This is a genomic window from Xanthomonas sp. GW (genome assembly GCF_014236815.1).
In the GTDB taxonomy this organism is placed as follows: Bacteria; Pseudomonadota; Gammaproteobacteria; order Xanthomonadales; family Xanthomonadaceae; genus Xanthomonas_A.
The window spans coordinates 118,122-140,531 of sequence record NZ_CP051189.1 but is presented as its reverse complement, the minus strand read 5'-3'; the positions used below and the strand labels follow the sequence as shown (position 1 = coordinate 140,531).

The window sequence follows — 22,410 nt, the reverse complement described above, 5'->3', positions numbered from 1 at the left end:
CTCGGCCCCGCACCAGCATTCGCCCACCGCCATGACGCCGATGACCCGCTGCTTCACTTCGCTCTCGCCGCATCGCCGCCTGCTCGCGCTGGCGGCGCTGCTGCTGGCGCTGGGCGCGATCTTCGCTGCCGATACGCTGACCGATTACGGGGTGGCCGCCGCGTTGTTCTACACGGTGGTGATCCTGTTCGCGGTGCGGTTGCTCACCCGCGCGGGCATGCTGCTGCTCGCCGGCGCCTGCATCGTGCTGATCGTGCTCAGCTTCCAGCTCAGCTCCGCCGGCGCGTACCGGGTGGGCGTGATCAACTCGGCCATCAGCATCGCGGTGGTGGCGGTGACCACGTCCATCGCGGTGCAGATGGAACGCGCCAAGGCGGCCGCGCATGAAGCGCAGGCGCAACTGCTGCGTCTGGCGCGCGCGCGCAGCCTGGGCAGCCTGACCGCCTCCATCGCGCACGAGGTCAACCAGCCGCTGGCCGCGATCGTCACCAGCGGCAATGCTTGCCAGCGCTGGCTGGGCCAGCAGCCGCCGAACCTGGAGCGGGCGCAGGCGGCGTTGCAGCGGATCCTCGACGACGCCAACCGCGCCAGCGAGGTGATCGCGCGCATCCGCAGCCTCAGCAAGGGCGAGGCGCCGCGCAAGAGCGCGTTCGACCTCAACGCCGCGGTGCTGGACGTGCTGGCGCTGTCGCGCGGCGAGCTGGAGCGCAACGCCATCGCGGTGCGGATGGAACTGGCGCCGGCGCTGCCGCCGGTGCTGGCCGATCGGGTGCAGATCCAGCAGGTGGTGGTGAATCTGTTGTTGAACGCGATGGAAGCGATGGCGCACACGCCGGCCGATGCGCGGTCGATCTGGGTCGGCACCGCGCAGGAGGATGCGGGGTCGCTGCGGCTGACCGTGGCCGATGCCGGCGTCGGCCTGTCGACCGAGACGCAGGCGCGCCTGTTCGACGCGTTCTGGACCACCAAGCCCGACGGCATCGGGATCGGCCTGAGCATCAGCCGCAGCATCGTCGAAGCCAGCGGCGGGCGCATCTGGGCCGCGCCGCGCAGTCCGTGCGGCGCGGTGTTCGGCGTCTGCCTGCCGATCGCAAAACCAGGAGCACGCCCATGAACCTGCCGCTTCCCGAACAGCGCCCGGTGGTGTATCTGATCGACGACGACGCCTCGATCCGCGCCGCGCTGGAAGACCTGTTCGCCTCGGTGGACCTGCACGTGCACGCGTTTGGGTCCAGCCGCGAGTTCCTGCTGCACGACCTGGCCGACGTACCCAGCTGCATGGTGCTGGACATCCGCATGCCCGGGCAGAGCGGCATGGAATTCCACCGGCAGCTGTTGGAGGCCGGGCTGAACCTGCCGACCATCTTCATCACCGGCCACGGCGACATCGCGATGAGCGTGGAAGCGATGAAGAACGGCGCGATCGAATTCCTGACCAAGCCGTTCCGCGACCAGGACCTGCTCGACGCGATCCAGCACGGCATCGCCCGCGACCGCGAGCGCCGCCAGCGCGAGGCTGCGCTCGCCGAACTGCGCGACCGCTGGGCGACGCTGACCGCGGGCGAGCAGGAGGTGACCCGGCTGGTGGTGCAGGGGTTGTTGAACAAGCAGGTCGCCGCGCGGCTGCAGCTCAGCGAGATCACGGTCAAGGTGCGGCGCGGCCAGGCGATGCGCAAGATGAAAGCCGGGTCGCTCGCCGAACTGGTGCGGCTGGCCGAGCGGATCGGGTTGTAGCGAGCGCGACGGCGACGTTGCCGCGCGTCGCGATGGCGTCCTCCTTCGCCGCAGCCCCGCCGGCTGACAAGGGCGGCCGGGCATAGCATTGCTGCACCGCATTCGGCGACACTCGCGGGCTTGTCCTGTCGCTCCCCGAGGCCCGCATGTCGTTCCTGTTCCGGCGCAAGTCGCTCGATCTGGTCACCGTCCACGAAGCCGGGCGCCGGCTGGTGCCCACGCTGAGCTGGCCGCACCTGGTGGCGCTGGGCATCGGCGCGATCGTCGGCACCGGCATCTACACCCTGATCGGGGTCGGCGCCGACAAGGCCGGGCCCGCGGTGCTGGTGTCGTTCGCGGTGGCCGGGGCGATCTGCGCCTGCGCCGCGCTGGCCTACGCGGAGATGGCGACGATGATGCCGGCCGCCGGCAGCGCCTACACCTACAGCTACATCGCGCTCGGCGAAAGCATCGCCTGGGTGGTCGGCTGGAGCCTGATCCTGGAGTACTCGCTGGTGGTCAGCACGGTGGCGGTGGGGTGGTCGGGCTATGCGGTCGGCTTCCTCAAGGGCGTGGGCGTGGACCTGCCGCAGTGGCTGACCGCCGGGCCGCATGTGCCGGGCGGCTTCGTCAACATGCCGGCGGTGCTGATCACCTTCGTCGTCGCCGGCATGCTGATGCTGGGCACCCAGGCCAGCGCGACGGTCAACGCGGTGCTGGTGGCGGTGAAGATCGTCGCCCTGACCGTGTTCGTGGTGATCGCGTTGCCGCATTTCGACAGCGCGCGGATGGAGCCGTTCATGCCGTTCGGCTTCGCCAAGTCGATGGGCGCCGATGGCGTCGAGCGCGGGGTGATGGCCGCCGCGGCGATCATCTTCTTCGCCTTCTACGGCTTCGACGCGATCTCCACCGCGGCAGAGGAAACCAAGAAGCCCGAGCGCGACCTGGCGATCGGCATCCTCGGCTCGATGGTCGGCTGCACCCTGATCTACGTGCTCGTGGCGTTGTCCGCGGTCGGCGCAATGAGCTACACCGTATTCGGCCAGAGCGCCGAACCGCTGGCGCTGATCCTGCGCGAACTCGGCCAGGGCAAGGCGGCGACGCTGATCGCCGCGGCCGCGGTGATCGCATTGCCGACGGTACTGCTGGCGTTCCTGTACGGGCAGAGCCGGATCTTCTTCGTGATGTCGCGCGACGGGCTGCTGCCGCGCGGCCTGTCCAAGGTCAGCGCGCGCACCGGCACACCGGTGGCGACCACGCTGTTCACCGCGATCCTGGTGGCGGCGCTGGCCGGCGTGGCGCGGCTGGACGAGATCGCCGCGCTGGCCAACGCCGGCACCCTGGCCGCGTTCATCGCGGTCGCCGCCTGCCTGCTGGTGCTGCGCGTGCGCGAGCCCGGCCGCGAGCGCAAGTTCCGCACGCCGCTGGCGTGGGTGGTCGCACCGCTGGCGATCGGCGGCTGCCTGTACCTGTTCTGGAGCCTGCCGCACACCACGCAGAAATGGTTCGCGCTGTGGAACGCGATCGGCGTGGTCGCCTATCTGCTGTACGGGCGGCGCCACAGCCTGCTGCGGCGCGGGGAAACGCAGCAGTGACGCCGTCCTTCCAGACCCTGCTGGCGCGCCACATCGGCAGCGCCTTCGCCCGGCAGATGGCGCTGGCCGACCTGCTCGGCGAACGCGGCTGGCGCCTGGATCTGGCCGAAGGCGTTGCGCACTTCGGCGACGACCTGCACTTCCCGGTGCAATTGCTGGGCAGCGCCGCCGAGGACAGCGCCAGCTGGCTGTGGGCCTGGGCCAACACCGCCAGCAACCTGCCGGAGCATCTGCTGGTCGCGGCAAACGCGCTGCGCGAGCGTGGCGAGCGCGATGGTCCGGCCGAACTGGCCACGGCCTCGCTGCCGCTCGAAGACGACGGCCACACGCTGGCCCTGCTCGCCGCCGCGCTGAGCGCGCGCTGCTACTACCGCGGCCCGTACCGCGGCGGCGCGCTGTTCTTCCTGGTCGACGACGTTCCGGCCACGGTGTTCGCGCCTTGCGACGACCCGCGCGTGCTCAGTCTGCTCGGACAATTGGTCGCGCAGTTCCCGCTCGACCACCGCGCGATGACCGAGGGCTTCCTCGACGACCAGGGCTATGCGCTGCAGCGCGAATCCGAGCAGACGGTGGCCACGCGCAGCGGCAGCCGGATCACGCTTGGCTTCGATGCGCTGGATCGGTTGACCCAATTGCAAGGCACCCTGGCGCCGCAGCAAACCCCCACGGCGGCGGCGAGCAAGCCGGCACCGAAGTGGCAGTTCTGGAAAAAGTAACGACCGCCACGCATAGCCCCTCTCCCCTCGGCAGAGGGGTTGGGGTGAGGGTCCGGCGCGAAGCGTCTCGCGGAGTTTGGGTACACGAGGCTGCGCCCGTACCCTCATCCGGCCCTGCGGGCCACCTTCTCCCGATGGGAGAAGGGCACAGCCGCTAGCCCCTCTCCCACCGGGAGAGGGGTTGGGGTGAGGGTCCGGCGCGAAAGCGTCTCATCGAGTTTGGGCGCACGAGGCTACGCCCGCCCGCCCCAATCCCTGCCTCAATCCCGTACGGGTGGCCACAGGCGCGCGGTGTGGATCAAGGCCAGTATCCACACCGTTTCGCCGTCTATTTCGTAGACCAGGCAATAGTGCTCATGCGGGATCAGCTCGCGGGTGCCGGCGATTCTTCCGGGTCGACCGAGCATGGCGTACCGCTCCAAGGTAAGCGCCCCCTCGCTGAATAATTCGTCCAAGCGAACGGCCGCCCCTTGGTTATCGGCCGCAACATACTCCCAGATATCGACACGATCCTGCTGTGCCTCTGGCGTCCAGACGACCTTCATCCGTTGCGCGTCACGCCCGCCCGTCGCGCGGCGAACTCAGCCTCGACCTCGTCGTTCGGTCGCCCCTGTCCCGCCTGCATCGATCTGCGACCGGCCTCCACCTTGCTGCGCAGGAACGCCTCGTGCTCGCGCGATTCGCGCTGGCGTTGCACGAACTCACGCATCAGTTCACGCAGCACCTGCGACGCCGGCCGATGCACCGCCTCGGCCTCGGCGACGAATTCGTCGCGCAATTCGGACTCAAGCTTCATGGTGAACACGGCTTGTTTCGACATGGCGGGTCTCCGGCCCGAGGTACTGAAAAAGTATATACCTGGTCATTACCGCGGCCGTCACGACCGAGCAAACAGACGGCCGGTCAGCGAGCGTCATGGCTGTGGGCGCTCAACGCGCCGCCACCACCGCCCGCCGAAATTCGCTGAAGTAGAACAGCAGCGCCGCCGCGCCGAAGCCGGCACCCAGCAACGACAGCCCCGGCCAGCCGGCATAGGCGAAGACCGCCGCGGCCAGCAACGAACCGGTGGCGCCGCACACGAACACTGAGGTCATGAACAGGCCGTTGAGGCGGCCGCGCTGCTCCGGGGCCAGCATGTAGATGCTGCGCAGGCTCAGCACCTGGCACACCTGCACCGCCGCATCCAGCACCAGCGCGGCGACCACCAGCCACAGCAGCGCATGCGCGTGCGCGGCCCAGGCACCGATGCCGAACGACAATGCCGCGGCGGCCAGCGCCCAGCCGGTGGCCGGGCGGGTCCAGCCGCGGTCGGCCATGCGCCCGGCCAGCGGCGCGACCAGGGCGCCGGCGGCGCCGGCCAGCGCGAACAGCGCGATGTGCCGCTGGTCCATGCCGAAGGACTGCGCCAGCAGCAGCGGCGAGCCGGTCCAGAACACGTTGAACGCGGCGAACATCATGCCCTGGTAGAACGCGCGCCGGCGCAGCAGCGGCGTGGCGGCATACAGGCGTGGCAGCGAGGCCAGCACCGCTGCGTAGGACGCGCGCTGCGCGGGCCGGCGCTGCGGCAGGCGCCAGCGCAGCACCGCCATCAGCAGCAGCATCATGCCCGCGGACAGGAAGAACACCGCGCGCCAGCCCAGGCTGGCGGCGACGAAACTGGAGAACGGCCGCGCCAGCATGATCCCGGCCAGCAGCCCGCCCATCACCGTGCCGACCACGCGGCCGCGGCTGGCCTCCGGCGCCAGGTGCGAGGCGAACGGCACCAGGATCTGCGTGGCTACCGCACACACGCCGACCACGAACGAGCCGATCAGGAAACCGGCCGCCGACTGCGACAGGCCGATGCCGAGCAGGCCCAGTACCACCCCGCCCAGCAGCAGGATCGCCAGGCGCCGGTTCTCGGCCACGTCGGCCAGCGGCACCAGCAACAACAGGCCGGCGCCGTAGCCGAGCTGGGTCAGCGCCACGATCAGCCCGGCCAGGCCCGCATGCAGGCGCAGTTCCGGCGCGATGATGCCGATCAGCGGTTGCGAGAAATAGATGTTGGCCACCGCCAGGCCGCAAGCGGCGGCGAACAGCGCGATCAGGCCGGAGGACAGGCCGGCGGGTGCCGCATCGGCCTGGGAAGCGTGTGGGGACATGGGAACCTGAAGCCGGGACTCGGGACTCGGGACTGGGGACCCGGAAGAGCAAAAGCATAAGGCAAAGCGCCGCGGCGCCGCTTTCCGAGTCCCGAGTCCCGAGTCCCCGGTCCCGGCTACAGACCGCTTACCACCAGCGCATGCCTTCGAAGGGGTTCCAGCTGGTGCTGCCCTTCTTCACTTCCAGGTAGTAGGCGTAGTTGGCGATCATGCCGACCAGCACCGAATACGCCACGCCCAGGCCGTTGACGACCATTCGCGGCAGGAAGAACGACAGCACACCGATCAGCAGCGAGATGCCGATCAGCACGATCGCCTTGCGCCACAGGCCGAGGATGAAGAAGTAGATCCAGCCGAAGAAGAACGCGAAGAAGTTCATGTTGATCTTCAGGCGGTCACCGAACGACGGCAGCGCCTTGAACGCCGGCTTGAAGCCGGGCGAGGCCGGCCCGCCATGGCGATCGAAGAAGTCGAAGCGGAACTGCCACTTCGGGCTGAGCGGCGCGCGCTCGGGGAGGTTCTGGGTACTCATGGAGACGCAATTCCTTTTATGTAATCGTTTTCATTGTAGCTGAATAGGCTGCTGCGCACCATACGCGGCCCAGATTGGCACCAATCTGGTGCGCATGCTCCGTCGATGCAGTGGGCTGCATAGGAGCCAGGCACCGGATCGATACCGGGCCGGTAGGCGTCAGGAACTCGGCCTGCGAACGCCGCAGACGCCGCATGCATGCGCCGCTGGCGCGCGCGACGCCAAGCTCCAATCAGCGTCCCAGGCCGCGCCCGATCCTGATCGCCTCGGCCACGTTCCTGGCCGTCAGGCGCAGGTTCACCGCGGCCTCGGCCAGCGCCTGCTCCAGCGTGCAGGCGCGCTGCACCGCGCCGAACATCGCGTCGATGCCGTGCGCATGCAGAAGCTCGGCGCCGGCCCCCAGCCCGCCGGCGATCGCGACCACCGGCTTGCCGTGGCGTTTGGCGATACGGGCCACACCGAGCGGGGTCTTGCCGTGGACGCTCTGGCGGTCGAGGCGGCCCTCGCCGGTGATCACCAGGTCGGCATCGGCCACCAGCGCGTCCAGCCCCAGCGCCTCGGCGACGATGTCCGCGCCCGGGCGCAGCTGCGCGCCCAGAAACGCGACCAGCGCGGCGCCCAGACCGCCGCCGGCCCCGCCACCGGGCAACGCGGCGAGCGCGATACCGAGGTCGGTTTCGATCACCGTGGCGTAGTGCTGCAGGTTGGCGTCGAGCTGGGCGACCAGCGCCGGGGTGGCGCCCTTCTGCGGCCCGAACACCGCCGAAGCACCCGCCGGCCCGGTCAGCGGATTGTCGACATCGCAGGCGACCTCGATCGCACACTGCCGCAAGCGCGGATCCAGGCGGCTGGCATCGATCCGCGCCAGCCTCGCCAGCGCGCCACCGCCCACGCCGGCGTCCAGCGCATGGCCCTGCGGGTCGAGCAGGCGCACGCCCAGCGCCTGCGCCATGCCGGCGCCGCCGTCGTTGCTGGCGCTGCCTCCGACACCGACGATGAGCTTGCGCGCGCCGGCATCCAGCGCCGCCAGGAGCAGCTCGCCGACGCCGTAGCTGGTGGCGGCGAGCGGGTCGCGCCGCGCCTGCGACACCAGCGCCAGCCCACTCGCCGCGGCCATTTCGACGATGGCGGTGCGGCCATCGCCGGTGATGCCGAAGAAGGCTTCGACCGGCGCGCCCAGCGGCCCGGTCACCGTGCGGCCGACGACGCGACCGCCGGTGGCCGCGACCAGCGCCGCGACCGTGCCCTCGCCGCCGTCGGCGACCGGCACCTTGACGTAGGTCCACGTCGGAAACACTTCGCGAAACCCCGCCTCGATCTGCGTGGCCGCCTCCAGCGCCGACAGGCTTTCCTTGAACGAATCCGGGGCGATGACGATCTTCATGGTCGCCCCGATGCTAGCCGATGCGACGGCGCCGGTTCGGCGCGTGCGGCACTGCGTATGCCGATGCCGGGCCTGAGCCGGTCTTCGGTCATCGGCGAGCGCCACCACCAGGGGCGATCGCGCGAACCGGCCGCCTGCCTAGGTCCCAGTAGACCCGGCGCGCGCCTGCGCCGCCGCCCAGTCCTGCGCCTGCTGCATCACCCGCAGCACGTTGCCGCCCCAGATGGCGGCGATCTGCTGCTCGCTGTAGCCCTTGCGCAGCAACCAGGCGGTGATCTTGGGCAGGTCGGTTACGTCCTCCATGCCGACCACGCCGCCACCGCCATCCCAGTCCATGCCGATGCCCACGTGCTCTGGGCCGATCAGCGCCAGCACGTGGTCCAGGTGCGCGAAGAAGTCTTCCAGCGTCGCCTGCCGCACCGGATACTTGGCGTCCAGCGCCTTCATCTCTTCGCCGAGCTTGAGCCCGTCGGCCAGCTGCAGATGCTCCCAGCCGCCGTATTTGGCGATCAATGCTTCCTCGGCGGCCTTGCGCTCGGGGCCGGCACCGTTGTCGATCAGGTAGCCGCCGTAGGAATTCATCTGGATCACCCCGCCGTGCGCCGCCAGCACCTTCAGCCGCGCATCGTCGATGTTGCGCGGATGCGCATGCACCGCGCGCGCGCCGCTGTGCGAAAGCAGGATCGGCACCGGCGACAGCGCGATCAGCTGGTCGAACACCGCATCGGAGGCATGCGACTGGTCGATGACGATGCCGAGCTTCTGCGCCTGCTGCACCAGCTCCCGCCCGGCGGGACTCAAGCCTTGCCATTCCGGTCCCTTCGGATCGGTGGCCGAATCGGCGAACTCGTTGTTGAGGAAATGCGCCGTGCTCATCAACCGCAGGCCTTGCGCGTAGTAGAAGCGCAACAGCGTGGGATCGGCGACCAGCGGGCTGGCGTTCTCCATGCTCAGGTACACCACGCGCTTGCCGGCGGCCTTGATCCGCGCCGCATCGGCCGGCGTGGTGGCCAAGCCGAACTGCTTTGGATAGGCCGCGAGCAGCGCGTGGATCGCCATCAGGCGCTGCAGCCCGGCGTCGCGATCGTCCAGGTGCGCTTGCTTACTGCGGTCGCCCTGGCCGGTGTAGATCGCCCAGAAGCCGCCGTCCAGCGCGCCGTCCACCATGCGCGGATAGTCCACCTGCGCCAGGCGATTGCCGGCGTGCGCAGCCATCATGTCGAAATCGCCGCGCTCGAAATTGGCCGGCGTATCCAGATGCGAATCCAGCGTCAGCAGGCGCTGCTGAAGCGCGGTGGCGCGTGCCAGTTCCGCCTTGGTGAAGTCGACGGCATGCGCCGGCAACGCCGCGGCCAGCGCCAACGATACGGAAAGACCCAGGGCGTGCAGTTTCATGCGCAGGAACTCTCGAACAGGGCGACGATTCGATGATAGCCATGCCGCGCCTGCCGCGACCCGCCACGGCGGGTAGGTGCGCGCATCGGGGTGGTGGCGCCCGCCGCTCGGCCAGATCGGTCCGGGCTGCTGCGAGCGATGCCGGTCAGCCGGATGCATGCGGCGTGCATGCTTCGCCATGCAGTGCCCCCGCCGCCAGCAGCGCATCGACCACCTCGCCCAGGGTCTGCGTCGCCGTCCCCTCCCAGAAACAGGCAGGCATCGCGATCCCGAGCTGCTCCTCTATTTCGCCGATAGCGTCCTCGACGTCGTAGTCGATGTCGAGCGTACCGAAGCGCGGTCCGCCGCAGACGACGGCGAACGCGTCCTCGGGCAGGAAACAGGGACCGGGCCAGCGCAGGCGCCGCGCCAGGATCGCGCCGATCACGCGCGCCGCCCGCTGCCGCGCACCGCCGCCCCACAGATCCAGCAATGCGGCGCTGCGCGCCTTCTGCTGGGCGCGGAGTCGCCCGAAGAACGACAGGTCCGGGCCGAGCCACCTGACGCCGATGAAGAAGCGCTCGCGCGCGCTGGTCGGCGGATAGCCGGACGGGTAGCGCAACGGCGACGCCGGATCGGGACAAGCGGTTGTCGTTGGCATGTGCACGGTAGCTTCCCAGGGATCGCCGCAGGGGAACAATGCGTGGACAGGGACTCCAAACCCTGCCGCCCTGCCGCGCGCCGGGAAAGCGTAGCGCCCGCGGGTCGGACACACCAGTCTGCGGCAGAGCGCGAGTGCATTGCGTGGAAAGGCCGCGCAACGCTTACGGCGCTACCGATCGATCCCGCGCTTGCGTGACGCGATCGGCGCGACCTGCGCGCCGCTACGCACTCCACTCCGCGTCATGCCGACGCCGGCGCCGCAACAGGGGCCCGCCCCGCCCAGACCTCCGGCCCGGCCTGGCAATAACGCGCGATGAAATCCTGCTGCGACGGCATCTGCGCCACCGCGCGGTCGATGGGCTGGCGGATCGTGTCGAGGAAGTGCTGCAGTTGCTGGTCCGGCAGCGCACGCGCCAGCAGGTGGTGCTGCGCCGGCACGATGCCCTGGCCGAGCAGCACGTGGATCCACGAATCCACCCGGAACAGTTCGTCGCTGCCCTGCCAGGCATGCGCGCGCTCGCGCCAGGCGCGCAGCCGCTGCTGCAGCGAATCGGGCAACGTCATCTCGCGGCAGGCCCGCCACATCGGTTCGTCGCGCTGGTTGGCGTGGTAGTGCAGGATGATGAAATCGCGCACGTGTTCCATCTCGGCGCGGCTGACGTCGTTGTAGAGGTCGGCCATGGACGGCGCGATGCCGTCGGTGGGGAACAGCGTGATCAGCCGCATCACCGCGGCGATGGTCAGGTGGATGCTGGTCGATTCCAGCGGTTCGATGAAGCCGCTGGCCAGGCCCAAAGAAACCACGTTCTTGTTCCAGGCCTTGAGCCGGCGGCCGGTGCGGAACGGCACCAGCCACGGATCCTTGATCGGCGGCGCGGCGGCGTCGTGCAGCAACTTGGCGCGCGCTTCGTCGTCGGACAGATGCGCGCTGGAAAACACCAGCCCGCAGCCGACGCGGTGCTGCAGCGGGATATGCCAGCGCCAGCCCGCGGCGTGGGCGATGGCCCGGGTGTACGGCACCGGCGCCGCCACCGCTTCGGTCTGTACCGCCACCGCGCGATCGCATGGCAGCCACTGCTTCCAGTCTTCGTAGCCGGTGTGCAGGGTCTGCTCGATCAACAGGCCGCGGAACCCGGTGCAGTCGATGAACAGGTCGCCTTCGACCAGCGTGCCGTCTTCCAGCAGCAGCGCCTCGACGAATCCGCTCTCGGCGTGCTGCCGCACCCGCTGGATCTTGCCTTCCACGCGCTTGAGGCCGTGGCGCTCGGCGTGACGGCGCAGCAGCCGCGCGTACAACCCGGCATCGAGGTGATAGGCGTAGTTGACCGGCGGCGACTGCTGCAGCGCGAACCGGTCCACGCGCGAGGCCACGGTTTCCAGGCAGTAGTCGCCCAGTTCGGAGACCATGCCGCGCCGCTGCGCCTCCAGCCAGAAATGGTGGAACGCGCAAACCAAAGTGCTTTGTCCGGTGAGGCCGAACGGGTGGATGTAGCGCTCGCCGTGCCGTGGCCAGTTCTCGAAGGAAATGGAGAGCTTGAAGGTGCCGGCCACCGCGCGCAGGAATTCCTGCTCGTCGATCTGCAGGAAACGGTGGAAGCTGCGAATCGGCGGCACCGTGGATTCGCCGACGCCGACCGTGCCGATCTGCTCGGATTCGATCAGGGTGATGTCCAGCAGGTCGCGGAACTGGTGCGCCAGCGCGCAGGCGGCGATCCAGCCCGCCGTGCCGCCGCCCGCGATCACCACCTTGCGTATCTGGGCCATTGCGTCGTCTCTCCTGCAGTGATGAATGGTGGCGCGCGCGGCGGCGCGCAGCCTTGGATGGGGCCGCGGTCAGCGGTTGAGCTTGGCCAGCAGCATCGCGCGCAGCTGCCGCGCCTGCATGTCGTCGATCGGCCCGAGCAGTTGCCGCGCCGGCGCCGGCAGGTGCGCGCCGGCGCGCTCGGCCGGGCCGAACACGTAGTAGTCGAAGATGGCGCGCCACGCCTCCTTTTCCGCCTCGGGCCGGTCGCGGATCGCCCACAGCGCGTGATACAGCGCCTGCATCGGTGCCGGCAGATGGGCCGGCGCGCTGCTCCACCAGTAGTTGACCAGCACGTTGAACGGCTCCAGCCCTTCCACGTGATGCCACCACAGGCTGGGCAGGAACAGCGCATCGCCCGGTTCCAGCACCGCGCTGCGGCCGTGCGCCAGCGCCTCGGCAAAGCGCGGGTAGCGCGCGACGTCGGGCGCGGCGAAATCCACCACGCTGATCGCCTGCCCGCCCGGGGTCGGCTCCAGCGGGCCGGGATAGAGATTGCCGATCTGCTCCGGCGGGAACACGGTGAAGCGGCGCCGGCCGACCGCGCAGCAGGCCAGGTTGTTCGGCGCGTCGTAGTGGCAGGACGCGGTGATGCGGTTGCCGATCCAGATGCTCGGCCGCACCTGCAGGCCATGGGCGGCGAAGTCCACATCGTTGCCGTCGCGGAATCCCGGCAGGCTGTCGTCCACCGGCAGCGAGGCCAGGTAGTAGGCCGGCGGCCACGGATCGTCCAGGTGCGTGGCGATCGCTTCCAGCAGGCCGTGCAGGTCGCTGCGCCGCACTTCGAAGTTCAACGCGGTGAAGTCGTCGTTGTAGAACGGCCGGCCGGCGATCTCCGGCGCGCCGTAGGAATATTGCAGCGCGCGGCCGTTGCTGTGCCCGCGCAACAGGTCCATCGCCTCGCGGGTGTCGCGCAGGCCGGCCTGGACCAGCGCCCAGTCGCGCGCCACGCCACGCAGCACCACCGGTTCGCCGGCGGCGAGCAGGTCGGCCAGCGGCAATGCGCCGGCCCGGCAATCGTTGCGCTCGGCAATCGCCGCCAACGCGTCCACGTCGCTCAGGCGGCCTGCCCGGAGGCGACCGCGTCCACGCCGACATGCTGCAGGCGGCGCTGCTTCTCGGCCATCAGCCGGCGCATGTTGTGCAGCGACGCCAGCAGCAGATAGACCCCTTCCAGATAACCGGCGCGGTGCAGCCCATGCAGCGACGGCGCATCCAGCGCCGCCAGCCGTTCGCGGTCGATGCCGTACAGCCCGGCCAGATGCACGTTGTGCGCCTGCCCGAGCTGCACGTCGATGCGCAGCGGCTGGATCAGGCCCAACGCATCGAAGGCGGCGAACATGGCGTCGCCGCCTTCCACGCCGTCGCGGATGCCGCGCAGCACGGTGATGATGTGCTCCAGATACGGACTGTTCCCGCCCTGCGGCAGGAACACCCGTTCGCCTTCGTCGAAACTCACCCGCGGATGATCCAGATCGACGTGGATCACCGGTTCGCGGCGCAGCACGCCATCCTCCTGCTGCTCCTGGAACCCGATCAGGAACGGCCCCTTGGCGACGATGCCCGGCAGGTATGCCGCATTCCAGCGCGCGTCCTGCAGGAACAGGTTTTCCTGCTGCTCGAAGCCCAGCAGCGCCACCGACTGGAAACCGCCGCCGTCCGGGTCCTTGCGCAGCAGGATCGGATATTCGCGCTGCAACTCGGCGTATTCGGTCGGGAATGCCTGCACCACGCCGGCGGCGTCGCCGAACTCCGGGCCGAAACGCAGGATCACCCGCAGGTCCTGGTGGGCCACGTTGTTGAGCAATTCGTATCGGGCCATCTGGACTCCAGCGGATCGGTGGCGGAACTGGGTGGGACGCCACGCGACCATTGCAGCAAAGCGCCGCGCCCGCAAGACGCGCTGCGGCGTGGGCGCCGTTGCCGCACGCGGCCATCGCCGCGCGCGGCCTGCCGGACTCAGAAGTTGTAGCGCACGCCCAGGGTATAGCGCGGACTCTGGTCGATCACCTTGATCACCTGCTTCTCCGAGCGGCCGTGCCAACGCACGTCCTCGCTGGTGAGGTTGATCGCCTCGAAGCCGATCGACAGGTTGTCGGTGATGGCGTAGCTCACGCTCAGGTCCAGCTGCTGGTACGGCTCGACGTAGTACGGATTGCGGCTGGCCCCGTTCTGGTTGGCCGCGATCAGGTATTCGTCGCGCCAGTTCCAGGCCAGGCGCGCGCTCCATCCGTACTTCTCGTACATCAGCATGACGTTGGCGGTATCGCTGAGGCCGAGCAGCGCGAACTGGTCGCGGTCCAGCACCGTGTTGTCGAAACCGACGTCGCCCTTGACGATGGTGTAGTTGGCGTAGACGCCGAGGCCGGTATCGCCCAGGAAGTACTGACCACCGAGTTCCCAGCCGTGGATCTTGGCCTTGTTCTGGTTGATCGGGCGCGACACGTCGAACTCGTACAGCGGATCGTCCGCCTCGCCGACCAGGTCGTAGGCGTTTTCCAGCGCCAGGGTCTGCGCCGAGCTGCCGTTGTAGGCGCCCAGCCCACCGGTGGCCGCGGCGTTGCGCAGCATCGCCACCGCCGAGAACAGCGAGGTGTCGTTGGCCGAGCAGGCCCCCGCCACGTCGTTGCCGGCGGCACCGACCTGCGCCGCGCAGGCCGCGCTCTGCAGGAACGCCAGCGCCGCTTGCGCGTCCGGTCCGGAAGTGGGATCACGCAGGCCGTACAGGTTTTCGCGGGTGACGCTGGTGCCGATGAAGTTGGACACGCGCTTGTCCCAGAACGTCAGCGACACGTAGCTGGCGTCGGCGAAGTACCACTCCAGCGCCAGGTCCAGGTTGTTCGATTCCAGCGGATCCAGGCTCGGGTTCTCCGAAGAGCCGTCCGCGCGCGTGGAGGGGTTGACCAGGATCGAGCCGGACGGCGTGCCCGGGGTCGGCCCGGCGATCAGGTTGGTGTAGGGCGCGCGCGCGATGCTCTGCCCGAACGACGCCCTGGCTTTCAGCGCATCGGTGAGGTTGATGCTGAAATCCAGGTTCGGCAGGACGTGGCTGTAGCTGTGCTTTTCGCTGAACGGTTGCAGTTCGGCGGAGCGCAGCAGCCGGAAATCGTTGTTGGCCTGCCATTCCAGCGCGGTCGGCAGCGCCACCTGCGAGGTGGAGACCACGTCGGTCTTCTCGTAGCGCACGCCGATGCGGGTATTGGTGGTCATGCCGCCGAGCTCGCCGTCGAACTCCAGCTGCATGTAGGCGGCGCGGGTCTTCTCCTCGACCTGGTTGTCAGAACTGAACTGCGGGTTGTAGCGCGTGGTCGCGCCGTACGCGCTGCTCGCCCATTGCGCCAACTGGTCGGCGTTGCCGCGCCAGGCATTCGGCGCGGCGCCGGAGGCGTTGAAGTCGTTGAACATGCCGGTGATGCTGACCGGCTGCAGCAGATCGATCATGCCCGGCTCGTTGCCGGCATTGGCCACGCTCCAGTCGCCCAGCGTCGAATTGGTGTCGCTGATGCGCCGGTGCATCGTGGTCTTGGCGCTGTCCACGCCGAACTGGAAGCGGCCGTTGTCGAAGTCGAACTGGCCGTCGACGCGCCCTTCCTTCACCTCCGTCACCTGGCTCTGGTAATAGATGCGCAGCACCTGCGAGCCGATTTCGGCCGGGGAGAAGTCCTGGTTGAGCAGGCCGTTGGTCCCGGCGACCGAATCGGCCGCGGTCGGGTACCAGGTGCGCGCACCGATCGGCAGGCCGTTGTTGAAGAACAGTTCCTGCGCCCACTGGCCGCCGCATTGCGTGCCGGCGGTGCAGTTGTTGGTGCCGGCATAGCTGAAATAGGTGGCGCTGCCGCCGGTGACCGGATCGTTGGGCAGGCTCTGGGTCTTGGAGTTGTGCGCATCGAAGGTCAGGCGCAGGCGGTCGGTGGCCTGCCAGTCGGCATTGAAGCCCAGCGAGCCGAGCTTGTACTTCTGCATGTTGCGCTGCTGCTCCATGCCGAAGTCCTTGGCGCCGTTGGGCACGTCGCGCAGGTACACCGGCGTGGCCACCGCCTGCCCGGTGTCGAACACCAGGTCGGTGAAGCTGTTGGCGCGCTGCAGCCAGATGCCCTGCTCGCCGCGGTCCTCGCGGATCTCGTTGCTCGAGTAGGTGTAGTCCAGGGTCAGGGTCAGGCTGTCGGTCGGCGCGAACTGCACCACCGCCTGGCCGTTGAGCCGCTCGCGCTCGAAATCGGCGAAAGCGTAGCGCAGGTCGTTGGGCATGCCGTAGAGCTGGCCGATCGCCGGCGCGTTCTGCACGTTGGCGTCCGGGCGCAGCGCCGGATCGGTCCCGGTCCAGCGCTGGATGTTCCAGCCGTTCTCGGTCGCCTGCACCGAACCGCCGCGGCGCTTCTGGTAGCTGCCGCTCAGGCCGATGCCCCAGGTCTTGTCCGGGTTGGTGTAGCTGAAGATGCCGGACACTTCCGGCGTGACCTTGTTGTCGAACGGCTGCGAGTCGTCGTACGCGGCCTTGGCGCCGGCGCTGGCGACCAGGCCGGTGTGGTTGAACGGACGGTCGGTGACGATGTTGATGGTGGCGCCGATGCCGCCGCTGGGCGCATTGGCGCGGCTGGTCTTGTACACCTCCAGGCCGGTGATCGCCTCGGAAGCGAGCTGGGCGAAGTTGAACGCGCGGGTGCCGCCGTCCACGCCGCCGATCGGGACCGCGCCCGGCGCACCGAACGCGTCGGCGCCGGGAATCACCCGGCCGTTGAGGGTGACCGCATTGAACTGCGGGCCGAAGCCGCGCGCGGTGACCTGCGCGCCTTCGCCGTCGCGGCGCTCGATCGAGATGCCGGTGATGCGCTGCAGCGACTCGGCCAGGTTGGTGTCGGGAAACTTGCCGATGTCCTCGGCGCTGATCGCATCGACCACGCCGGCGTTGTCGCGCTTGATCCCCATCGACTGGTTGAGGCTGTTGCGGATGCCGGTGACGCTGACCGTGTCCAGCGTGGTCGCATCGGCAGAGGACTGCTGCTGGCTGGTCTGGGCCTGCGCCTGGGTCTGCGGCGCCTGCTGGGCGAACGCCGGATTGATCACCAGCACCCCGCCGACGAAGGTGAACATGGCCTTGGAGCGGAACTTCTTCAACTGCTGACGCATCAGAATGTCCTCGGTGCTGGAGTCGGACGGGCAACGCCGTCTGCGGCGTACGACGCGGCGAATGCCGACGTCGAAGCGGTCCCTGGTACGTGACACGCATCGCTGCATGCCTGCATGTGATCCCCTACTTCTCGATCGATGGATGGATCGCGCCTTCCCCCGAAGGGCGCCGGGTGCCATCGCACACCCGTTTCCAACCCAGACGCTGACCAAGCCGCCCGCTACAGCGAATGCCGATACGAACCCGAATCGAAAGCCGTGCGGCGCTGGCGCCGCGGCGGGTGACGCGACAACCGCATTTCCCGGCACCTGGCCGAGAGTGATAGCGCTATCACCCGACGGCGCAAACCTAATCCCGTGTGCCGGCGTTTGTCACCGTGCGGCGCAACAAAGCTACGTTATGCGTACATCCGCTGGGATGCAGACCACGATGTAAGCGTTATCAGTGTCGACGTTGCGCAATTCGCGCGGTGTGCGATGGGCGAATGCCGTTGCCGTTGCGCATGTTGATGCGCGCCGCAGGCGTGTGCTTGCAGCGCGTCGCCGAAGCGGGATGACGTGATGGATGAGATGCACTGCGGTAAGCGCAGTGGCATGAATACGTGTCCGACCCGGCGCACGCGACTGTGCGGGCGTTGGTCAGCCCGCAGCAGCGCCAGCGCGGCGTCGGCAGCCCGCCCGGCGTGTCCGTGGTAACGCGATCTCGCGGCGCGCGGCCAGCGCCGGCGCGCCGCGGCGGCTCAGTTCAGCACGCGGCAGAACACCGCTTTCAGATAACGCGATTCCTGCACGTGGGCCATGAACGGGTGGTCGGCGCCGGCGCCGGCCACCTTCAGGATCTGGATCGTGCGGCCGGAGAAATACGCGGCGCGGCGCAGCATGTCCAGGAACTCCTGCTCGGCGACCAGGCCGGTGCAGGAGAACGTGGCGAACAGGCCGCCGGGCGCGACCACGCCCAACGCCAACTTGTTCATGTCCAGGTATTTCTTCAGCGCCGGGATCACCTGGTCGCGGTCGCGGGTCATCTTGGCCGGGTCCAGGATCACCACGTCGTAGCGGTCGCCGCGCACCGCGGCATCGCGCAGGTACGGGAAGATGTCGGCCTGCACGAACTTGAGCCGCACGTCGTTGAGCTTGGCGTTGCCCTTGGCGATCTCGATCACGTCCTCGTCGATGTCCACGCCGACCACCTCCTCGGCGCCGCGCACCTTGGCGTAGACGGCGAAGCCGCCGGTGTTGCAGCACAGGTCGAGCACGCGCTTGCCGGCCACCTGCTGGCTCAGCCACTGCCGGTTCTCGCGCTGGTCGGCGAAGAAGCCGGTCTTGTGCGCGCCGGCCGGATCGGCACGGAAACGCACGCCGTATTCGCTGATGATCGCCGGCTCCGGGCGCTCGCCGCTGCTGGATACCGGGCGATAGTCGAAGCTCTCCTGCTTCTGCACGTGCTCCTCGGCGAAGCTATAGAAGCGCGCGCCGGGGAACTGGGTGCGCAGCGCGGCGTAGATCCAGTCGCGGTAGCGGAACATGCCGGCGCTGAAGAACTCCACCACCAGCAGATCGCCATAGCGGTCCACCACCAGCCCGGACAGGCCGTCGCCTTCGGCATGCACCACGCGCCAGGCGTCGGACACCGCGTCCAGCTTGAGCACGTCGCGGCGCAGCGACACCGCCTCGGCGATCTTGCCGGCGAACCAGGCTTCGTCCACCGGCACCTCGCGATCGATCTCGAGGATGCGCACGGCGATGCGCGAATGGCCATTGTAGAAACCGCGGCCGATCCACTCCCCGTCCACCCCGACCACGTCGACGAGGCTGCCCGGCTTGGGCTTGGCGGCGGGTTTTTCGACCAGTTTCTGGAAGATCCACGGATGGCTGGAGCGCCAGGCGTTCTTGAGGCGGACTACGGGCAGGGGAGTATTCATGAACGCCATTGTATCCGCCCCGATTGACGCCACCGCCGCCAGCCGCAAGAATGGGCGCAGAAGGGGAGTAGCTCCCAACGTTGTCGCCGTCAATTCGAGCCAGCAGGCTCCGGTGCAACGGCAGCCAGACCATCGGCTGCGAGCGAGACCTTCGCCGCAGTGGCGAAGGCATTCCCTGGAACGAACCCCATCGTTTCCGTCCAGGACGCCTCGCCGCCGCGGCCCGAGGTTCAACCTTCACTGACGGGAATTCCCCATGCAAACGATAGGCAACGTGTGGTTGTGGAGCGGTTTCGCGATCGTGGTGATCGCGGCGCTGCTGGCGGATCTGGTGCTGATGCGCCACGGCGGTCCGCACAAGGTCACCTTCAAGGAAGCGCTGTGGTGGAGCCTGGGCTGGATCGGGCTGGCGCTGGCGTTCAATGCCGGGCTGTGGTGGTACCTGCGCGAGACCATCGACGTGGCCACCGGCAACCAGTACGGGCTGGAGTTCCTGACCGGCTACCTGGTGGAGAAGTCGCTGGCGGTCGACAACATCTTCGTGTTCCTGATGATCATGAGCTACTTCGCGGTGCCGGAGGAGCAACGCCAGCGCGTGCTGGTGATCGGCGTGCTCGGCGCGATCGTGCTGCGCGCGATCATGATCTTCGCCGGCTCGGTGCTGCTGACCAAGTTCCACTGGCTGCTGTACGTGTTCGGCGCGTTCCTGCTGCTGACCGGCATCAAGATGTGGTTCTCCGCGGGCAAGGAGCCGGATCTGGAAGCCAACCCGGTGCTGCGCTTCATGCGCAAGCACCTGCGCCTGACCCCGCAGTACCACGGCAACGCGCTGAGCGTGACCCAGGAAGGCAAGCGCTGGTACACGCCGCTGTTCGCGGTGCTGATGCTGATCGCCATCACCGACGTGATCTTCGCGGTGGACAGCATCCCGGCGATCTTCGCGATCACCACCGATCCGTTCCTGGTGCTGACCTCCAACGTGTTCGCGGTGCTGGGCCTGCGCGCGATGTTCTTCCTGCTGGCGGGCATGGCCGACCGCTTCCACCTGCTGCCATACGGGCTGGCGATCGTGCTGGTGTTCATCGGCACCAAGATGCTGATCATCGACCTGTACAAGATCCCGGTGCTGGTCTCGCTGCTGGCGGTGGCGCTGATCATCGGCGCGACGGTGGCGCTGAGCCTGCTGCGCCCGGCCAAGCCGGCGCACTGAGGCGCGCCGCGGCCGCGGGATTGTCCCGCGGCCGCGGCCAGTCCCTCCCACCGGCGGCGCCTTGCCTTGGGCGATGGGCGCCGCCATCCAGGGACCATGGACACTTCTCCGCTCTCCCCGTCCCCGCCTGCCGACGATGCGCAGGCGCAGGACCGCTTCGACCGGGCCCGGATCCTGCGCGCCTTCAACGCCAGCCTCGCCCTGATCGCGGTGCTGGTGGCGGTGTTCGCCAGCCAGGGCCTGTTCGACTGGCGGCCGTGGTCGGTGGGGCCGCAGCAGGCCGATGGCCTGCTAGGGCTGCTGACCGCGCCCTTGCTGCACGGGTCGCTGGAACACCTGGCCGCCAATGCCGGCGCGCTGCTGATCCTGGGCACCCTGGCCGGCAGCGTGTACCCGCGCGCCACTCTGGCGGCGCTGCCGTTGCTGTGGCTGGGCTCGGGCCTGGGCGCGTGGCTGCTCGGCGAGCCCGGCAGCCATCATCTGGGCGCCAGCGGCGTCACCCACGGCCTGCTGTTCCTGGTGTTCGTGCTCGGCCTGCTGCGCCGCGACCGCGCCGCGATCGCCGCCAGCATGATCGCGTTCCTGTTCTACGGCGGCATGCTGGTGACAGTGCTGCCGCACGAGGCCGGCGTGTCCTGGCAGTCGCACCTGGGCGGTGCGCTGGGCGGCGCGGTCGCGGCCCTGCTGCTGCGCCACCGCGACCCGCTGCCGCCGCGCAAGCGCTACAGCTGGGAAGACGAGGACGAGGAAACCCTGGCGCCCTTGCACGACGAGTTGGAGCCGCCACCGCCGGCGCAGGTGCCGGTGCTGTGGCAACCGCCCTCGGTGCCGCGCGGGGTGGTGCTGCGCTTCCCGCCGCGGCAGGAGCGCGACGAGGGCTGAGGCCGTCGCCGCAGGCGTGGCGACCTCACTACGCAGTACGACAGCCGCTGCCTGCCTGCTGCGCTTCGCCGTGGGAGGCAAGCGCTGGAGCATGCGCCCAGGTGTTTGCGGTTGGCGCGGGCTTTTTGTGGGAGCGACTTCAGTCGCGACGCATTACCGGTAAGGCCCGTCGCGACTGAAGGGCACCTCTAATGACCCGAAAGAGCTCGGCCTAAGCGTTCGCAAGTGATTGATGTGCCTAGCGTGCAATTCTCGGAATCGAAATTATTAGAGGTGCCCTGAAGTAGCTCCCACAGGTTCGCCGCCCGCTCGGCATGATTGCTGCCGTCCCCGGTCAACACCGCCTCGCGCGCACGCTGGACGCATCGACCTGGCTGCTGCAGGCAGTACCGCTCCACCCTCCGACCCGCGCCATCGCAGCCTGCCGCGCCACGGCACCGGCCGTACACTGGCCGATCCCTCGCCGCCCGCCCCAGATCGCATGCCCGCGTCCCCTGCCTTCCGTTCCCGTTCTGCCGCCCTCGCCCTGCTGGCGCTCGCGCTCGCCGGCTGCAGCACGTCGCCCGCGCGTGCGCCGGCGGCACCGGACCAGGCGATGGCCGCGGCCGAGCCGGGCAAGGCGGTCGGCTACCTCGCTCCCGCCGCGATTCCGGCCAGCCTGCAGCTGGTGCCGGCACCGCCGGCCGAGGGCTCACCCGGGCAGGCGCTGGACCAGTCGGTGAACCGCGAGGCGCTGGCGCTGCGCGGCAGTGCGCGCTGGCAACAGGCCGCGCGCGACGCCGATCTGAGCTTCCCGGCCGGCGCCGGCCAGTTCGCCTGCGCGCTGGGCGTGCCCATCGACGCGCAGCGCACCCCGCACCTGTACACCTTGCTGGAACGCAGCCGCATCGACGCCAGCGCCGCGACCAAGGCGGCCAAGAACCACTACCGGCGGCCGCGCCCGTTCATGCTCAACCAGCAGCCGGTCTGCACCCCGGACGACGAGGACGGGCTGCGCCACAGCGGCGCCTATCCCTCCGGGCACAGCGCCATCGGCTGGGCCTGGGCGCTGATCCTCGGCGAACTCGCGCCCGACCGCGCCGACGCCTTGATCGCGCGCGGCCGCAACTACGGCGAAAGCCGGCTGGTGTGCAACGTGCACTGGCAAAGCGACGTGCTGGCCGGCCGCTTCATGGGCGCGGCGACGGTGGCGCGGCTGCATGCCGACCCGGCGTTCCGCGCCGATCTGGAGGGCGCGCGCAAGGAGATCGCCACCGCGCGCGCGCAGGGCCTGACGCCGGCCCAGGACTGCACCGCGGAAGCCGCGACCCTGCAGGTGCGGCCAGAGAGCGCGCTGTAGGGCGCTGCGGT

Annotated in this window: 19 protein-coding genes; 7 read left to right on the top strand and 12 right to left on the bottom strand. The window is 69.1% G+C overall.

Annotation, left to right across the window (positions count from 1 at the left end):
- Positions 1-40: 40 nt before the first annotated feature.
- The 4 genes from HEP73_RS00645 (at position 41) to HEP73_RS00630 (ending at position 4,024) form a co-directional block, all read left to right on the top strand.
- The gene (locus tag HEP73_RS00645) at positions 41-1,114 is read left to right on the top strand and encodes a sensor histidine kinase (RefSeq protein ID WP_458309702.1); all 1,074 of its coding nucleotides are present in this window, start codon (positions 41-43) and stop codon (positions 1,112-1,114) included.
- Positions 1,111-1,734, top strand: coding sequence for a response regulator transcription factor (locus HEP73_RS00640; RefSeq protein WP_185821738.1), 624 nt, complete (start codon positions 1,111-1,113; stop codon positions 1,732-1,734). Before HEP73_RS00645 ends, HEP73_RS00640 begins: the two co-directional genes overlap by 4 nt.
- 146 nt (positions 1,735-1,880) lie before the next feature.
- A complete protein-coding gene (locus tag HEP73_RS00635; RefSeq protein WP_185821737.1) occupies positions 1,881-3,308 on the top strand; it encodes an amino acid permease in 1,428 nt (475 codons plus the stop codon).
- A complete protein-coding gene (locus HEP73_RS00630; RefSeq protein WP_185821736.1) occupies positions 3,305-4,024 on the top strand; it encodes a DUF6882 domain-containing protein in 720 nt (239 codons plus the stop codon). The genes HEP73_RS00635 and HEP73_RS00630 overlap by 4 nt, the downstream gene beginning before the upstream one ends.
- A gap of 260 nt (positions 4,025-4,284) precedes the next feature.
- Here HEP73_RS00630 and HEP73_RS00625 read toward each other — a convergent pair whose 3' ends face one another.
- From HEP73_RS00625 to HEP73_RS00570, 12 genes are all read right to left on the bottom strand, one after another.
- Positions 4,285-4,569 carry a type II toxin-antitoxin system RelE/ParE family toxin gene (locus HEP73_RS00625; RefSeq protein ID WP_185821735.1) on the bottom strand — a complete coding sequence of 95 codons (285 nt, stop codon included), beginning with the start codon at positions 4,567-4,569 and terminating at the stop codon, positions 4,285-4,287.
- Complete coding sequence (locus HEP73_RS00620; RefSeq protein ID WP_185821734.1) at positions 4,566-4,844, bottom strand: antitoxin of toxin-antitoxin stability system; 279 nt, start codon at positions 4,842-4,844, stop codon at positions 4,566-4,568. Before HEP73_RS00620 ends, HEP73_RS00625 begins: the two co-directional genes overlap by 4 nt.
- Before the next feature lie 109 nt (positions 4,845-4,953).
- Positions 4,954-6,165: an MFS transporter gene (locus HEP73_RS00615; RefSeq protein WP_185821733.1), complete on the bottom strand. Its 1,212-nt coding sequence runs from the start codon at positions 6,163-6,165 to the stop codon at positions 4,954-4,956.
- Between the two features lie 127 nt (positions 6,166-6,292).
- The gene (locus HEP73_RS00610; protein ID WP_185814739.1) at positions 6,293-6,697 is read right to left on the bottom strand and encodes a DUF2628 domain-containing protein; all 405 of its coding nucleotides are present in this window, start codon (positions 6,695-6,697) and stop codon (positions 6,293-6,295) included.
- 232 nt (positions 6,698-6,929) lie between these two features.
- Complete coding sequence (locus HEP73_RS00605; RefSeq protein ID WP_185821732.1) at positions 6,930-8,081, bottom strand: glycerate kinase; 1,152 nt, start codon at positions 8,079-8,081, stop codon at positions 6,930-6,932.
- Between the two features lie 138 nt (positions 8,082-8,219).
- A complete protein-coding gene (locus tag HEP73_RS00600; protein ID WP_185821731.1) occupies positions 8,220-9,476 on the bottom strand; it encodes a dipeptidase in 1,257 nt (418 codons plus the stop codon).
- A gap of 145 nt (positions 9,477-9,621) precedes the next feature.
- Positions 9,622-10,077, bottom strand: coding sequence for a hypothetical protein (locus HEP73_RS00595; RefSeq protein ID WP_185821730.1), 456 nt, complete (start codon positions 10,075-10,077; stop codon positions 9,622-9,624).
- A 281-nt stretch (positions 10,078-10,358) separates the two neighbouring features.
- Positions 10,359-11,882: a tryptophan halogenase family protein gene (locus HEP73_RS00590; RefSeq protein WP_185821729.1), complete on the bottom strand. Its 1,524-nt coding sequence runs from the start codon at positions 11,880-11,882 to the stop codon at positions 10,359-10,361.
- Between the two features lie 69 nt (positions 11,883-11,951).
- Complete coding sequence (locus HEP73_RS00585; protein WP_185821728.1) at positions 11,952-12,971, bottom strand: cupin-like domain-containing protein; 1,020 nt, start codon at positions 12,969-12,971, stop codon at positions 11,952-11,954.
- A gap of 5 nt (positions 12,972-12,976) precedes the next feature.
- On the bottom strand, positions 12,977-13,741 hold the full coding sequence (locus HEP73_RS00580) for a SapC family protein (RefSeq protein ID WP_185814733.1): 765 nt from the start codon (positions 13,739-13,741) through the stop codon (positions 12,977-12,979).
- 137 nt (positions 13,742-13,878) lie between these two features.
- Complete coding sequence (locus HEP73_RS00575; RefSeq protein WP_185821727.1) at positions 13,879-17,046, bottom strand: TonB-dependent receptor; 3,168 nt, start codon at positions 17,044-17,046, stop codon at positions 13,879-13,881.
- Between the two features lie 740 nt (positions 17,047-17,786).
- Positions 17,787-18,968, bottom strand: coding sequence for a class I SAM-dependent rRNA methyltransferase (locus tag HEP73_RS00570; protein WP_185821726.1), 1,182 nt, complete (start codon positions 18,966-18,968; stop codon positions 17,787-17,789).
- A 256-nt stretch (positions 18,969-19,224) separates the two neighbouring features.
- Here HEP73_RS00570 and HEP73_RS00565 point away from each other — a divergent pair, with 256 nt between their 5' ends.
- The 3 genes from HEP73_RS00565 (at position 19,225) to HEP73_RS00555 (ending at position 22,399) form a co-directional block, all read left to right on the top strand.
- Positions 19,225-20,178, top strand: a complete 954-nt coding sequence (locus HEP73_RS00565; protein WP_179570442.1) for a TerC family protein — start codon at positions 19,225-19,227, stop codon at positions 20,176-20,178.
- A gap of 96 nt (positions 20,179-20,274) precedes the next feature.
- Positions 20,275-21,060: a rhomboid family intramembrane serine protease gene (locus HEP73_RS00560; protein WP_185821725.1), complete on the top strand. Its 786-nt coding sequence runs from the start codon at positions 20,275-20,277 to the stop codon at positions 21,058-21,060.
- A gap of 481 nt (positions 21,061-21,541) precedes the next feature.
- The gene (locus HEP73_RS00555) at positions 21,542-22,399 is read left to right on the top strand and encodes an acid phosphatase (protein WP_185821724.1); all 858 of its coding nucleotides are present in this window, start codon (positions 21,542-21,544) and stop codon (positions 22,397-22,399) included.
- Positions 22,400-22,410: the final 11 nt, after the last annotated feature.

Bases quoted from the DNA above. Each gene is read 5' to 3' on its own strand.
- HEP73_RS00645 (WP_458309702.1), top strand. From the start codon at position 41: ATGACCCGCTGCTTCACTTCGCTCTCGCCGCATCGCCGCCTGCTCGCG.
- HEP73_RS00640 (WP_185821738.1), top strand. From the start codon at position 1,111: ATGAACCTGCCGCTTCCCGAACAGCGCCCGGTGGTGTATCTGATCGAC.
- HEP73_RS00635 (WP_185821737.1), top strand. From the start codon at position 1,881: ATGTCGTTCCTGTTCCGGCGCAAGTCGCTCGATCTGGTCACCGTCCAC.
- HEP73_RS00625 (WP_185821735.1), bottom strand. From the start codon at position 4,569: ATGAAGGTCGTCTGGACGCCAGAGGCACAGCAGGATCGTGTCGATATC.
- HEP73_RS00620 (WP_185821734.1), bottom strand. From the start codon at position 4,844: ATGTCGAAACAAGCCGTGTTCACCATGAAGCTTGAGTCCGAATTGCGC.
- HEP73_RS00615 (WP_185821733.1), bottom strand. From the start codon at position 6,165: ATGTCCCCACACGCTTCCCAGGCCGATGCGGCACCCGCCGGCCTGTCC.
- HEP73_RS00610 (WP_185814739.1), bottom strand. From the start codon at position 6,697: ATGAGTACCCAGAACCTCCCCGAGCGCGCGCCGCTCAGCCCGAAGTGG.
- HEP73_RS00605 (WP_185821732.1), bottom strand. From the start codon at position 8,081: ATGAAGATCGTCATCGCCCCGGATTCGTTCAAGGAAAGCCTGTCGGCG.
- HEP73_RS00600 (WP_185821731.1), bottom strand. From the start codon at position 9,476: ATGAAACTGCACGCCCTGGGTCTTTCCGTATCGTTGGCGCTGGCCGCG.
- HEP73_RS00590 (WP_185821729.1), bottom strand. From the start codon at position 11,882: ATGGCCCAGATACGCAAGGTGGTGATCGCGGGCGGCGGCACGGCGGGC.
- HEP73_RS00580 (WP_185814733.1), bottom strand. From the start codon at position 13,741: ATGGCCCGATACGAATTGCTCAACAACGTGGCCCACCAGGACCTGCGG.
- HEP73_RS00575 (WP_185821727.1), bottom strand. From the start codon at position 17,046: ATGCGTCAGCAGTTGAAGAAGTTCCGCTCCAAGGCCATGTTCACCTTC.
- HEP73_RS00570 (WP_185821726.1), bottom strand. From the start codon at position 18,968: ATGAATACTCCCCTGCCCGTAGTCCGCCTCAAGAACGCCTGGCGCTCC.
- HEP73_RS00565 (WP_179570442.1), top strand. From the start codon at position 19,225: ATGCAAACGATAGGCAACGTGTGGTTGTGGAGCGGTTTCGCGATCGTG.
- HEP73_RS00560 (WP_185821725.1), top strand. From the start codon at position 20,275: ATGGACACTTCTCCGCTCTCCCCGTCCCCGCCTGCCGACGATGCGCAG.
- HEP73_RS00555 (WP_185821724.1), top strand. From the start codon at position 21,542: ATGCCCGCGTCCCCTGCCTTCCGTTCCCGTTCTGCCGCCCTCGCCCTG.